Annotated in this window: 15 protein-coding genes and 1 tRNA gene; 8 read left to right on the top strand and 8 right to left on the bottom strand. The window is 64.5% G+C overall.

What is annotated here, in order from left to right; translation table 11 throughout:
- The first annotated feature begins 27 nt into the window (after positions 1–27).
- Positions 28–318 carry a WXG100 family type VII secretion target gene (locus tag IEW81_RS08440; protein ID WP_097059487.1) on the top strand — a complete coding sequence of 97 codons (291 nt, stop codon included), beginning with the start codon at positions 28–30 and terminating at the stop codon, positions 316–318.
- Positions 319–384: 66 nt separating this feature from the next.
- On the opposite strand, the gene groL is transcribed toward IEW81_RS08440, so the two are convergent.
- From groL to IEW81_RS08420, 4 genes are all read right to left on the bottom strand, one after another.
- On the bottom strand, positions 385–2,013 hold the full coding sequence (gene groL / locus IEW81_RS08435) for a chaperonin GroEL (protein WP_097059486.1): 1,629 nt from the start codon (positions 2,011–2,013) through the stop codon (positions 385–387).
- A 480-nt stretch (positions 2,014–2,493) separates the two neighbouring features.
- Entirely contained in the window at positions 2,494–3,081 is a 588-nt protein-coding gene (locus IEW81_RS08430) for a LytR C-terminal domain-containing protein (RefSeq protein WP_097059485.1), read from the bottom strand.
- Between the two features lie 3 nt (positions 3,082–3,084).
- Entirely contained in the window at positions 3,085–3,411 is a 327-nt protein-coding gene (locus IEW81_RS08425; RefSeq protein WP_097059484.1) for a DUF3263 domain-containing protein, read from the bottom strand.
- 76 nt (positions 3,412–3,487) lie between these two features.
- Positions 3,488–3,955 (bottom strand): GNAT family N-acetyltransferase, encoded by a 468-nt coding sequence (locus IEW81_RS08420; RefSeq protein WP_097059483.1) that lies wholly within the window; start codon positions 3,953–3,955, stop codon positions 3,488–3,490.
- A gap of 54 nt (positions 3,956–4,009) precedes the next feature.
- Here IEW81_RS08420 and msrB point away from each other — a divergent pair, with 54 nt between their 5' ends.
- On the top strand, positions 4,010–4,405 hold the full coding sequence (gene msrB, locus IEW81_RS08415) for a peptide-methionine (R)-S-oxide reductase MsrB (protein ID WP_097059482.1): 396 nt from the start codon (positions 4,010–4,012) through the stop codon (positions 4,403–4,405).
- Positions 4,406–4,924, top strand: coding sequence for a nitroreductase family protein (locus IEW81_RS08410; protein ID WP_373285386.1), 519 nt, complete (start codon positions 4,406–4,408; stop codon positions 4,922–4,924).
- Here the strand turns inward: IEW81_RS08410 and IEW81_RS08405 are convergent.
- Complete coding sequence (locus IEW81_RS08405; protein ID WP_229671310.1) at positions 4,893–5,876, bottom strand: DMT family transporter; 984 nt, start codon at positions 5,874–5,876, stop codon at positions 4,893–4,895. The genes IEW81_RS08410 and IEW81_RS08405 overlap by 32 nt on opposite strands.
- Before the next feature lie 51 nt (positions 5,877–5,927).
- Here IEW81_RS08405 and IEW81_RS08400 point away from each other — a divergent pair.
- Positions 5,928–6,004 (top strand) — tRNA-Thr (locus IEW81_RS08400).
- Between the two features lie 117 nt (positions 6,005–6,121).
- Here IEW81_RS08400 and IEW81_RS08395 read toward each other — a convergent pair.
- Positions 6,122–6,580: a nitroreductase/quinone reductase family protein gene (locus tag IEW81_RS08395; protein ID WP_097059480.1), complete on the bottom strand. Its 459-nt coding sequence runs from the start codon at positions 6,578–6,580 to the stop codon at positions 6,122–6,124.
- A 150-nt stretch (positions 6,581–6,730) separates the two neighbouring features.
- Positions 6,731–7,732 (bottom strand): diacylglycerol/lipid kinase family protein, encoded by a 1,002-nt coding sequence (locus IEW81_RS08390; RefSeq protein ID WP_097059479.1) that lies wholly within the window; start codon positions 7,730–7,732, stop codon positions 6,731–6,733.
- Between the two features lie 294 nt (positions 7,733–8,026).
- On the opposite strand from IEW81_RS08390, the gene IEW81_RS08385 reads away from it, so the two are divergent.
- The 4 genes from IEW81_RS08385 (at position 8,027) to nhaA (ending at position 12,941) form a co-directional block, all read left to right on the top strand.
- Positions 8,027–8,701, top strand: a complete 675-nt coding sequence (locus tag IEW81_RS08385) for a class I SAM-dependent methyltransferase (RefSeq protein ID WP_229671309.1) — start codon at positions 8,027–8,029, stop codon at positions 8,699–8,701.
- A complete protein-coding gene (locus tag IEW81_RS08380) occupies positions 8,698–10,020 on the top strand; it encodes a hypothetical protein (RefSeq protein WP_218839951.1) in 1,323 nt (440 codons plus the stop codon). The genes IEW81_RS08385 and IEW81_RS08380 overlap by 4 nt, the downstream gene beginning before the upstream one ends.
- Positions 10,021–10,170: 150 nt before the next feature.
- Complete coding sequence (locus IEW81_RS08375) at positions 10,171–11,538, top strand: TrkH family potassium uptake protein (RefSeq protein ID WP_229671308.1); 1,368 nt, start codon at positions 10,171–10,173, stop codon at positions 11,536–11,538.
- A gap of 122 nt (positions 11,539–11,660) precedes the next feature.
- A complete protein-coding gene (nhaA, locus tag IEW81_RS08370; protein WP_097059478.1) occupies positions 11,661–12,941 on the top strand; it encodes a Na+/H+ antiporter NhaA in 1,281 nt (426 codons plus the stop codon).
- 33 nt (positions 12,942–12,974) lie between these two features.
- On the opposite strand, the gene msrA is transcribed toward nhaA, so the two are convergent.
- Positions 12,975–13,481, bottom strand: a complete 507-nt coding sequence (msrA, locus tag IEW81_RS08365; RefSeq protein ID WP_097059477.1) for a peptide-methionine (S)-S-oxide reductase MsrA — start codon at positions 13,479–13,481, stop codon at positions 12,975–12,977.
- Positions 13,482–13,626: the final 145 nt, after the last annotated feature.

Genomic DNA, 13,626 nt, shown 5'->3' with positions numbered 1-13,626 from the left:
GCGTCGTCGCGGCGTACCGTCTCGCCCATGACCCGATACCAAGTAGACAGTGAAGCCGTTATCAGCGCCACAGGCGCGGTACGGTCGTCCATCACCCGCATCCAATCGGAAGTCGCAGGCCTCCACGGCCAGCTGACAAACCTGCAATCGTCGTGGACCGGCCAGGCCGCCTCGGCATTCACCGGTGTCGTCACCGAGTGGAAGACAACCCAGCAGCGGGTCGAGGAAAACCTCGCGGCGATCAACCAGGCCCTGACGCATGCTGGCCAGCAGTATGCCGAGATCGAGGCCGCGAACGCCCGGCTGTTCTCGCGCTAGACAGCCGCGAACAACGAAACGGCCGGCCTCCCGAAGGAGACCGGCCGTTTTGTGTGTTTCGGAGACCTAGAAGTCCATGCCGCCCGACGGGTCACCCATCGGCGCTGAATTCTTCTCAGGCTTCTCAGCGACAACAGCTTCGGTCGTGAGGAACAGACCAGCGATCGACGAAGCGTTCAGCAGTGCTGAGCGAGTCACCTTCACCGGGTCGTTGATTCCTGCAGCGAGCATGTCGACGTACTCACCGGTCGCGGCGTTGAGGCCCTGGCCAACCGGGAGGTGGCGAACCTTGTCAGCCACAACGCCGGGCTCGAGGCCCGCGTTGAGTGCGATCTGCTTGAGCGGAGCGTCGATGGCTACGCGCACGATGTTCGCGCCCGTTGCCTCGTCGCCGACCAGGTTCTTGATTGCGTCAGACTCGAACGCGATCTTGCCGGCCTGGATGAGTGCGACGCCACCACCGGCGACGATGCCCTCTTCGACAGCTGCCTTGGCGTTGCGCACTGCATCTTCGATACGGTGCTTGCGCTCCTTGAGCTCGACCTCGGTTGCGGCTCCGGCCTTGATCACGGCGACGCCACCAGCGAGCTTCGCGAGGCGCTCCTGGAGCTTCTCACGGTCGTAGTCGCTGTCGGTGTTCTCGATCTCGGCACGGATCTGCTTGACGCGGCCAGCGATGGCCTCTTCTTCGCCCGATCCTTCGATGATGGTGGTCTCATCCTTGGTGATGATGACCTTGCGCGCACGGCCCAGCAGGTCGAGGGTCGCGTTCTCAAGCTTGAGGCCGACCTCCTCGGAGATGACCTGTCCGCCCGTGAGGATGGCGATGTCGGCGAGCTGCGCCTTGCGACGGTCTCCGAAACCGGGGGCCTTGACGGCAACCGACTTGAAGATGCCACGGATCTTGTTGACTACCAGGGTTGCGAGAGCTTCCCCGTCCACGTCTTCCGCGATGATGAGAAGCTGCTTGCCGCTCTGGATCACCTTGTCAACGATGGGCAGCAGGTCTTTGATGTTCGAGACCTTGCTGTTGACGATGAGGATGTAGGGGTCTTCGAAGACCACTTCCTGGCGCTCAGGGTCGGTGACGAAGTATGCCGACAGGTAACCCTTGTCGAAGCGCATTCCCTCGGTGAGCTCGAGCTCGGTGCCGAACGTGTTCGACTCCTCGACCGTGACAACGCCTTCCTTGCCGACCTTGTCGATGGCCTCGGCGATCAGCGCGCCGATCTCGGGGTCACCAGCAGAGATCGATGCCGTGGCAGCGATCTCTTCCTTGGTCTCGATCTCTTTGGCGCTGGCGATGAGGGCCGCGATGACGGCGGCCGTGGCCTTCTCGATTCCGCGCTTCAGGCTGATCGGGTCTGCACCGGCCGCGACGTTGCGCAGGCCTTCGCGAACGAGCGCCTGGGCGAGAACGACCGAGGTGGTCGTTCCATCGCCAGCAACGTCATCGGTCTTCTTGGCGACCTCTTTGACGAGCTCGGCACCGATCTTCTCGTATGGGTCGTCGAGTTCGATCTCCTTGGCGATCGACACACCATCGTTCGTGATGGTGGGAGCGCCCCACTTCTTCTCGAGTACGACGTTGCGGCCACGTGGGCCGAGGGTGACCTTGACTGCGTCGGCGAGAATGTTCAGGCCGCGCTCGAGGCCGCGACGGGCCTCTTCGTTGAAAGCAATGATCTTTGCCATGTGTGTTTCTCGTCCCTCCCGGACGTCGTACGAGCGAATTCGTTAGCACTCGAAACATGCGAGTGCCAATGGTTAAATTAGCACTCGATGGTGTCGAGTGCAAGACAATGACGGGGTGCGGATGCCCCATAACGCAGGCGCGACCGCCCACCGAAGCGGGCGGCGCCTGCCGCAGTCGAGTCGGGTGACCGGGCGGATCGGGCCGCGTCGGCCCGCGGTCGCCTGGCGCCCGTCCCGCGTCGAAGATCACGCGCTGTCCTCTTCGAGAACTTTGCAGGCACCCATCTCGATGGACGGGTAAATGAACGACGAGATCCTGGTCCCATCATCGACGGCGATGAAACCGCAGCCCTTTACGAGGTTGACCCATCCCACGGTCCCGTTGGCCAGTTCCGTTTTCCTGACCTGAGCTGTTGCAGTCCGGACGGGGGCTGGATGTCGAGCGTCGCCCACCCGCGGCATGGCTCGTGCCGGTCGGCCCTATCCTGCGGGGGTTGCGCCCGGATAGTCGGCGCCGATGACGATATTCAGCGGGTTGCCGGGGAAGGTCTCGGCGGGAATCAGGGAGATCTCCCCGATTCCGAGCGCGACGACCAGGCCGCGAGCAACATCCTCATTCGCCGGATCGCTGTAGTAGACGGTTGTCACCGCAACGTCGCTGGTCGAGGCGCGGGCGCGGGCGTCGATAGTCCAGCCTGCGGCAGCGAGAGCGTCACCCACGGTGTTCTGCAGCTCAGCCGCGGTGGTGCCGTTGTAGATCGAGGTCGTGATCGCACGGGCAGGATCGATACTGGATGGGTCGAGCACAGGCTCAGCGGTGGGCGACGATGTCGGCGCCGGCGCTGGCGACGATGTCGGCGCCGGTGCCGCCGACAGGAACGGAATGTCGACCTCGATGCCCATGAACGTCCTGAGCCCGATGATGCCGCCCAGGATCAACACGAGCGAGGCGAGCGCTGCCCACGCGAATGCGATCCATCCACGCCCTCGACGCGCCGGGCCACGGTGCGCGCCGATGCGCTGCAGGTCGTCGGGGAGTTCATCGAACCGGTCTTTGGGGTAGGCCATGGGTCAGGAGGTCGATTCTTCGTCGGGGGGCGAACCAGCGCCGCGTTCCGGGCTTCGAAATGCTCGGGCCGCTCTCGAGTAGGTTCGTGCGTCGCGAGCGCGCTGCAACCGTCCTACGAGCATCGGATCGTGTCGCACAGCTGCGGGCAGGTCGATCACTGCATTCAGGACCTGATAATAACGGGCGGTAGACAGCGAAAACTGCGAACGAATCGCTTCTTCCTTCGCTCCGACGTGCCGCCACCACTCGCGCTCGAAGTCGAGGATGGAGGTGTCGCGAGCAGACAGGCCCGATTCATGGCCGTCCGCGGGCTGCGGCTGCGAACTCATCCACACCTCCAAAGCGCGGTGCCATCATAGGCCGCAACGACCCCGAAACCGGGAGGCTGGGGGCTCGCCACGAAGCTCAACGCTCCGTCGAGCCGGCGCGATACATGGAGATATGCATGATGCTCGCTTCGTCGTACGGCTCGCCGAAGGCTACGAAACCGAACTTCGCGTACAGCGGGGCGACGTAGTGCTGAGCGTGCAGCAGCATCGGGACGCCGGAGAACTCCTCGAGGGCGCGGGCCATCAGCTGCTGCGCGAGACCTTCACCGCGGCGATCCTCACGCACGACGACCCGACCGATGATGTGGTGGGCGTCGAGGTGGTCAGGCGACTCATTCACGAGCACGCGCAGGTAGGCCACGGTTCCCGTGGAGTCGGCGATCCAGTAGTGGCGCGTACCCGGCTCCTGGTCGCGGTTGTCGAGTTCTTCTTCGTCGACCTTCTGCTCGACGAAGAACACATCCGTTCTCAATTTCAGCGCGGCGTACAGTTCGTTAGTTGTGAGTTCGCTCCATGAGCGGGAGACGACGGAACATTCGGGCACGATCGCGAGTTTAATACAGGAGGAACATCGCTTTCCCGTATTGAGGAGAAACACATGACGTACAAGGTAGAGAAGACCGAGCAGGAGTGGCGCAACGACTTAGGCGATCGCTACTCGATTTTGCGTGAGGCAGCGACAGAGCGCCCCTGGTCTGGAGCGCTACTCGACGAGAAGCGCGAGGGCACGTACACCTGTGGTGCATGCAACGCCGAGCTGTTCACGAGCGGTTCGAAGTTCGACTCAGGATCCGGCTGGCCAAGCTTCTTCGAATCGGTGAACCCTGACGCGGTCGAGTTGAAAACCGACAAGTCGCTGGGCATGGTTCGTACCGAGGTCGTGTGCGGAACGTGCGGCTCGCACCTCGGACACCTGTTCGATGACGCGTCCCAGACCCCGACCGGCGACCGGTTCTGCATGAACTCGCTCTCCCTCGGCTTCAAGGAAGACTGATTGTCTGCTCTGCAGGCGGTCATGCGTCGGCATTCCTACCCCCAGGTCACCGCTGACGCACCCACCCACGAACAACTTCACCCGTTCGTTGAGGCTGCCGCAACGATCGCCGACCACGGCTCATTGAAGCCGTGGCGGCTGATCGAGTTGCGCGGTGACGACAGGGTGAAGCTCGGCAAGGCCTTTGCGAAGGAGGGTGGTTCGGCAGATAAACCGCTGCGCGCATCACTGCTGATCGCCGTGGTGGCCATTCACCGGTCGAAGAGCAAGCCCGAATGGGAGCAGGAGGTCGTGGCATCCGGTGTCGCCTACATGATGAGCCTCCTGCTCGACGAGGCGGGATGGGGCGTTTTCTGGCGCACCGGCGATCTCACCCGCAACAAGCGCGTCGCGAAGGTGCACAAACTCGCGAAGAACGAGAAGCTCATGGGCTGGCTGTATGTCGGTGGCAAACCCGCGAAGTCGAAGTCGCAGTCGCGCCCGAAGATTACGGTCTCGCAGCACCTCTCGACGCCCTGAACCGCAGCGCTGGCGTCGCGGCGATGACCAGTGCAACGAGGGTGATCGCCGTGCCGGCGACGGTAGTCCAAGCGAGTGGATGTCCGTCGGCCGGGACCACGATGTCGAGTAGCAGCGCCACGACCAGTTGCCCCGAGATCGTTCCGAGGGCCAGCAGCAGCACGCCGATACGCGGCGCCAAGATCGCACCGAGGCCGATGAATCCGGCTCCGATCGCGCCACCGAGGTAGAGCACGGGGTTCGTCGGATACGCCGTCGGCAGACCGACGAATGCGGCATGCACAGCGGCGGCAAGCACGAGCAGCGTCGTACCGACGACGAAGTTCACCACCGTCGCGGTCACGGGTGAGCCCGACAGCATTCTCACCTCGCCATTGGCGGCCTGCTGCCACGGGATGGCGAGGCCCGCGATGAACGGCAGCAGCACGAGCCACAGCGGCACGCTGCCGATGAACTGCGTCGAGACGACCAGCACGACGGCGGCAAGCATGAGGGCCGATCCCACGATGCGGGCCGGGGTGATCGAGCGCGGCGGGGTGGAGCCCATACCGCGCCGGTCGACGACGAGCCCGCTGAGGGTCTGGCCGAACACGACGGCGACGGTGAACACGGCGATGCCGAGCAGTCCCGCCGCGAGCCCCTGGGACAGCACGAACAGCGCACCCGAAGCGCCGCCCATCACCAGCCACCACGGGATCTCCCGAGTTCGCAGTGCCGTGTGGATGATGCGGAATCCGGCACGTCCCGGCTTCGACAGCGCCAAGATCACAAGCATGAGCACCAGCCCGGAGCCGAACGAGATCACCGAGGCGATGTATCCATCACCCAGTTCGGTACCCAGCTCCCCGTTGATGCGGGCCTGGCACGCGATGCCAGCACCGACCAGCAAGGCGCCGAGCACTCCCGGCACGAGCACTCTGGTTTCCGGATGCTTCGGCGCAGGTATCGACACGGGACAACGCTAGTCGTACCGCGCGTCCCTTATTATGGGGAAGGTTCGTTTGCCCCCTTAGCTCAGTTGGCCAGAGCACCGCTCTTGTAAAGCGGGGGTCGTCGGTTCGAATCCGACAGGGGGCCCCACAGAAGTAGCCAGGAATTGTGCTCTTTTATAGGGGCCCGCATGGCCAAGGCTTCTGCCTATTGGGCAGGTCGGGCCCCGCGCGACACACTGGGCCCGCGTTGCCAGCGCTCAGTCTGCTACCCGCGCAGGCTGAGCACCACGATCGCGGTTTCGGCGGAGCGCAGCTTCGCATAGCCGTCGACGTCGTCGCCCATGTCGCGCCATCGGCCCCACAGACGATCACGTTCGGTGCCGTGTGCCGCGGTCGCCGTCACAGCGCGCCGACCGTTCGCCAGCACAACTGTCGCATCCGGATTCGCCAGAAGGTTGAGCCACCATGCTGGTTCGCCTTCGCCCCAACCGTTCATGGCCAAGGTCACGAGGTTCGGCCCGTCGTCGTAGTAACCGAGGATGACGCTGCGCTTCTCGCCGGTGCGTCGCCCGATGGTGGTGAGCCGCATAGCGCCCCACTTGTTCGGTTTCGGCAGCCAGAGCCCCCGACGACCTCGGGTGACCCGGTAGATGGCGCGGTGCACCACCCATGCGGCTCGCACAAACCATCGAGGTGGCAGGGTCGGCGGTGTCTTCTCGTTCATGACTCTCCTCGGCGGGCCAGCGCCCAGATCGCTATCTCGACACGATTGCGCACGCCGAGCCTGGTCATGAGGTTACAAACTTTCGGGCCGAAAGGCGTGGGTCGACCGGAGCCGAGGTCCACCACCTACCGTGCCACCTACTCCGGCCGACTACGCCGCCGGTACCCTGACGGTGAGGGCTCCGGGTTCGACGGTGATGCGGAATCCTGTCATCTCGCCGAACGGATCTCCGTCGAGCTGCACCTCCCCGGGCCGGTTCAGCCGCACGGTCAGCGTCTTGCACTGGCGCATATCGACGGAGTCTGTGGAGAGTTCACGCACGCCCCTGCCAAGCTTCGTTCGCTTGACGACGCCGTTCTCCCAGAGGATTTTGACCGCCACCGCGATCCAGCCCCTAATCGATTCCGGCTTGACCACGATCACATCGAGCAGGCCATCGTCGACGGCGGCATCCGGAAGAAGCAGGATGTTGGCGGGCAGTGACCCACAGTTTCCTACGATGATGGCCTGCACCCGGGCCACGCGATTCCTACCACTGTCGATCTTGTACTCGAGCCGCAGCTGGGTCTTGTCGCGCATGACCTTCACCATCGCCTGCGCATAGGCCAGCCAGCCCAGCTTCTTCTTCAGGTCGTCGTCGGTGTTCGACATGATCTTCGCATCGAGACCGGTGCCCGCCATCACGAGGAACGCGTGCTTGTCAACGGAGCGGTCTGCTCGCCTGATCTCGATCGACGCCACATCGATATTGCGATCAACACCAGAGAACGCTGTCTCAAGGGAGTGGGCGGTGTCATCCAGCGTCAACGAGAGGTTGCGGGCGAGCAGGTTGCCGGTGCCCGAGGGAAGAAGCGCGAGCGTCGTGCCAGAGCCGCGCACCACCTCGGCGACGGCGCGCACCGTGCCGTCGCCTCCCGCTGCGATGATCATGGATGCCCCGGCCTCGATCGCCTCGCGCGCCGGACCCTGCCCCGGGTCGTCGGCCGACGTGGGAAACCACAGGGTCGTCCACTCGGACGCTCCGGATGTGCCACCCACCGCCGCTTTCAGCGCGTCGAGATCTACCTTGATGGGGTTGTAGACCACCGCCGCGGTGAGGGTCTTGGGTATGGCGTGTGCCTGTCGTCCATTGTCTGTCTCGGCGTCGACCATCCGATTATGGTAGCCACGAGAAAAATCTCGGAACAGGGGTTGCGCCCACGTCCCGAGACGCCGAGCGTTACCCCCTGAGGCAGCGCGAAAGGCACCGCCCTATGAGGGGCGTCTTGTGAGCGGCTTCTTGCGGCACGCTGCCCCTTCTGTTGGAGCCCGACGCGTCGAACAGGGTGAAGCCCAGCGGTGCGCGCGATAGATCAAACGGCCCGCATACCCCACTCGACTCCGATTTGTAAGGGATTGCCGGGCAGTTCGGATGTGAGGTTGCCTAAAGTCAGAAGGGTGACAACTGTGACTACCATCGAGCCCGACAGGGCGTTCGGGGGCGGAGATCTCGAGCCGTACGACCGGGCTCTCGTCGACCCCGATCGCGCACTGTACCTTGTCGACTCCGACGGTACTCGCGACACTATCGATGTGGCTAAATTTCTGGCATCAGCCGATGTGCATGACGGGCAGGCCCTCTCGAGGGCACGAGGCCCGGTGATCGATCTTGGCTGCGGCCCGGGTCGCCTGGTGCATGCCGCCATTCTCCGCGGACATGTCGCACTCGGAATCGACGCCTCGGTGGTCGCCGTGCGCATCGCACAGGAACAGGGTCTGCCCGTGCTGCGCCGGTCTATCTTCCAGGGACTACCGGGCGAGGGAACCTGGGGCACCGCGATGCTCATCGACGGCAACATCGGCATCGGGGGCGACCCCGTAGAACTGCTGAAGCGGTGCGCAGAACTGGTGCTTGGCCATGGCCATGGTCGCGTGCTTGCCGAAACGCACCCCGACTCCTCCCGCAACCGCGTGTTCGAGGCGACCGTCATCGATGACCTCGGTCGCTCGAGCCTCCCGTTTCCCTGGGCGGAGGTAGGAATCCACGCCTTGAACGAGCATGCCGCAGCCGCTGGCCTCGTGTTCATCCAGACGTGGGTGCAGGGCGACCGCACCTTCGTCGAGTATGCGAGCGTGTCGTGAAATCCAAAGTCACCATCGCCCCCTGGGTCGGTGTGGCGGTCGCCGTCGCCCTCATGGCCCTCGCGATGCTTGTTCCCTGGGCGCTCAACCAGAACGTGTACGTCAGGTCGTTTCCCCCGCTTCATGCCGAGTGGATGCCGCGGGTCGGGCCCGGCACGATCGCCGCCGTAATTCTTGCCGTCGTCGCAATCCGCTACGCGACGGATGCCGCGGCCAGGGCGCCGTGGCGGTGGCTGCTGCTGGGCAGCTTCGTCGTCGCTGGTGCCTGGATGGTGAGTCTCGCCGCGGTCGACGGTCTGGACGGGATCGGCGTGATCCTCGACACCCAGTACGAATATCTGCGGACGGCCAGGGAGGTGACCGATTTCGGCGCGACGCTGCGCGAATACATCGCACATATCCCCCTCGACTCCGTCGACAATTGGCCTGTGCACATCGCGGGCCACCCACCGGGGGCCCTGCTCTTCTTCGTCGTGCTCGTGCAACTCGGGCTCGGCAGCGGGCTCGCGGCAGGCTTCGTCGTCATCGTGATCGCTGCGACGACCCCGGTCGCAGTGTTACTCACCCTGCGTCGGCTCGGTGCCGAAAAGGGTGCACGGCTTGCAGCGCCCTTCCTCGTCATGGGACCGGCCGCGATCTGGATGGCGGTCTCAGGCGACGCGATGTTCGGGGCCTTCGCGGCGTGGGGGCTCTGCCTCCTCGCGTTCGCCGCAACCTCCCCGAGGATGCGCGGCATCGCGGGATGGGGAATAGCCGCCGGGTTGCTGCTGGGCTACTGCGTGATGCTGTCCTACGGCCTCCCGCTTCTCGGAATCCTCTCGGTAGCGGTGCTGGCGATCGCCCGCACCTGGAAGCCTCTGCCGTGGGCGTTCGTCGCGGCCGTGGCCGTCGTGCTCGCGTTCGTGGCGGGTGGCTTCGTGTGGTGGGATGCCTATCCGGTGCTTGTCGAACGATACTGGGACGGCATCGCCACCCGCCGCCCGATCACCTACTGGATCTGGGGAAACCTCGCGGCTCTCGCCTTCAGCGCCGGGCCGCTGGTCGGGGCTGCTGTCGCCGTCGCAATTCGGGGGGCCGCCCCTATCCGGAGCTTACTGTCGCGACCGATCGTCATCCTGGCGCTGGCAGCATCCCTGACGATTCTCGCTGCCGACCTGTCTGGCATGAGTAAGGCCGAGGTCGAGAGAATCTGGTTGCCGTTCGTGCCGTGGCTGCTTGTCGGCACGGCGCTGCTTCCCGAGCGATGGAGGCGACCGGGTTTTACCACCCAGGTCGCGTTCGCGCTCATCGTGCAGCACCTGCTGTTCACCGGTTGGTAGCTCGCGCCGGCCCCGCCTTTCGTCTCGCCCTCCGCGAGGGTGGGCCTCTGCTGTCGCCGATCATTATTCGCGTTGTGCGATGGCTCGTGCCCTAGAGTCGAAACTCACGCGCGGCGCATATTTCCCAGCCGTCCAACGCGAGGAGGGCACGTGCCTACGGAGCGAATCGGGCCGCGCCATCCGATCAGGGAATTCGCCCGCACCTCCCCCGCCCGTGCCGCAGCACTCGTCTTCGTGCTTGCCGCCGCCGTATTCAGCGCGCTGCTCGCGTTGCCGATCTCGACCGATGACCCCAGGGGCACTCCCCTCATCGACGCGATCTTCACAGGTGTGTCTGCCGTGACGGTCACCGGGCTCACGACTCTTGATACTGCGAGCCATTGGTCGCTGTTCGGCCAGATCGTCATCCTTCTGGGGATTCAGGTCGGAGGGTTGGGGATCGTCACGATCGCGCTGCTGCTCGCCCGTGCCGTCACCCGGCATCTCGGGGTGCAGAGCAAGGTGTTCGCGCAGCAGAGTATCGGCACGTCGAAGCTGGGGGAGGTCGGCACGCTGCTGCGGATCGTGGTGCTCACCACCCTCACGATCGAAGGTGCGTTGTTCCTGCTTCTGCTGCCGCCGTTCCTGCTGGTCGAGCCGAATTGGTGGGAGGGCGCGGGAAATGCCCTTTTCTATGCGATCTCCTCTTTCAATAACGCGGGATTCTCGGTGCACGCCGGCGGGCTCGAACCGCTCGCCGGAAACCTGTTCATCATCACGCCCATCGCCCTGGGTGTCTTCGTCGGCAGTTTCGGATTCCCGGTCTTTCTCACCCTCATCATGCAGCGCTGGAATCGCAAGCGCTGGACCCTGCACACCAAACTCACCCTCTCGGTGACCACCGCCCTGCTGGTTCTGGGTGCCATCGGATGGGGCGTCTCCGAGTGGAACAACCCCGGCACGATCGGCGGGGAGACACCCATCGAGAAGGTGATTCACGCCGTCTTCGCGTCCACCATGATGCGTTCGGGTGGATTCGCCCTCATCGATACCTCGGCGTCGAACTCCGTGACCCTGCTGCTGACAGACGCCCTCATGTTCGTGGGCGGCGGTTCGGCATCCACCGCCGGTGGCATCAAGGTCACCACGCTTGCCGTGCTGTTCCTCGCGATCATCGCCGAGGCTCGGGGCGATAAGGACCTGAGGGTCGCGGGGCGGTCGATTCCGAGCGAGGGCCTGCGGGTCGCGATCAGTGTGGTGTTCCTCGGGGCCACCCTCGTGCTCGTGGCCACCTCGCTCATCCTCGCGTCGAACCCCGGGACGTCTCTCGAACGGGTGCTGTTCGAGGTCATCTCCGCCTTCGCCACCTGCGGGCTGTCGGTGGGGTTATCGGCAGAGCTCGACGGATTCGGAAAGATCGTGCTCAGCCTGATTATGCTCGCGGGTCGAATCGGCCCCGTCGGGCTCGCGGCCGCTCTCGCCCTCAAGCAGCGCAACCTGTTTTACAACCTTCCCGAAGAGCGACCCATCATCGGTTGATGATCACCGGGCCGGTTCCCAGCGGGAGCTTAGCTAAGCTGGATCTGGTATCCCGCAAAGTCTGGTGGGCGGGGTGACCGCGGAGTCGCCCGTTTCGACGACCGCTCCCGAAAGGTGTTCACATGTCACACGAACCGGATGACTCTTTCCGTCACCAGCAGCCACACTCGATCTGGTCGGGCATCCACCAGTCGCTCAAACAAGACACCGTCGGCGGTGCGCTTCTGCTCGGAGCCACTGTGTTGGCGCTCATTCTCGCCAACTCCCCCGCTGCCGGGTTCTACGAAGCGTTGCGTGACTTCACCTTCGGGCCAGAGGCGCTGCATCTCAATCTCTCGGTGGGATCCTGGGCGGCCGACGGCCTGCTCGCCATCTTCTTCTTCGTGGTGGGCCTGGAGCTGAAGGAAGAGTTCGTCGCGGGCAAGCTGCGGAGGCCGCAAACCGCGATCCTGCCCATCGCCGCCGCGATCGGCGGCGTCGCGGTGCCCGCACTGATTTACGTCGCGGTCGTCTCGAGCGTCGGCGGTGAAGCGATCAACGGATGGGCGATCCCCGCGGCAACCGACATCGCCTTCGCCGTCGCGGTGATCGCGGTGGTCGGCCGAAACCTGCCACCGGCGCTGCGCACCTTCCTGCTGACACTCGCTGTCGTCGATGACCTGCTCGCGATCTCGATCATCGCCATCTTCTACACCGACGACCTACAACCGCTCATCCTGCTGCTCGCCATCATTCCGCTCGCGATCTTCACGCTGGCTGTGCAGCGTGGCGTTCGAAGCATCTGGATCCTGCTTCCGCTGGCCCTGGTCACCTGGGGGCTCGTGCATGCCTCCGGAATTCACGCGACTGTCGCCGGGGTGCTGCTCGGATTTGCCGTCCCCGTCATCGCGACCCGCAGGGCGCGCGTCGAAGTCGGCAAGGATACCGCGGGCGAGCCGGTCTACGAAGGCCTCGCCGCCCACTTCGCCGACCGGTGGAGCTCGGTGTCATCCGGGGTCGCTGTGCCGATCTTCGCCTTCTTCGCCGCTGGCGTGGCCGTCGGCGGTCTCGATGGGCTCGGTGAGGCGTTCGGCGACCCGATCGCCATCGGAATCATCGCCGGCCTGGTGCTGGGCAAGGCGATCGGCATCACGGGGACGACATTTCTCGTCACCCGCCTGCCTGGGCTGGCCATTGATTCGAGCCTGAAATGGATCGACATGATCGGCATGGCGTTCATCGCCGGTATCGGCTTTACGGTGTCGCTGCTCGTCGGCGAGCTCTCGTTCGGTGCCGGCAGCGAATCCGACGACCACGTCAAGGTAGGTGTGCTCGCCGGATCCCTTATTGCCGCGGTTATCGGCGGCATCATCCTGAGTATCAGGAACAAGCACTACACCCGCTTACTGCAGCAAAAGCAGTGACGGATCGCCCCAGGACGACCCGTCACTGAGGTTCTACTCGTCGCGGTGAGGCAGTTTCCAGCCCGGTCGGATCGAGTGGCAGGTGTATCCGTTCGGACGCACCTCGAGGTAGTCCTGGTGCTCTTCCTCTGCCAGCCAGAATCCGCCAACGGGCTCGACCTCGGTGACGACCTTGCCCGGCCAGAGGCCGGACGCGTCGACGTCGGCGATCGTGTCACGGGCGACCCTCTGCTGCTCGTCATTCTCGAAGAAAATCGCGGAGCGGTATCCACGGCCTACGTCGTTGCCCTGGCGGTCTATCGTCGAAGGGTCATGGATCTGGAAGAAGAACTCCAGCACGTCGCGATACGAGATCAGCGACGGGTCGAAGATGACCTCCACGCTTTCGGCGTGATCGCCGTGGTTGCGGTAGGTCGCGTTGGGGGTGTCGCCCCCGGAATAGCCGACGCGGGTGGAGATGACTCCTGGTCGACGACGCAGCAACTGCTGCGCCCCCCAGAAACATCCACCGGCAAGAACTGCGCGCTCAGTAGTGGCCATGATCAGGCCTCCTTCGTATTGTGTGGGCCGCCGGCTGCGACCCTCATGGGTGAGAACAGTCACTGAGGGTAAATAGTTCCCGGTGCAACTGGGAATCGCCCCCGAGCTGCACCGTGGCGCACCTCGAGGGCGATCGCGCGACCAG

The organism is Salinibacterium xinjiangense (genome assembly GCF_014645015.1).
Lineage (GTDB): Bacteria > Actinomycetota > Actinomycetes > Actinomycetales > Microbacteriaceae > Rhodoglobus > Rhodoglobus xinjiangensis.
Note: the sequence above shows the minus strand (reverse complement) of the source record. Positions and strands in the feature narration are given on the sequence as shown.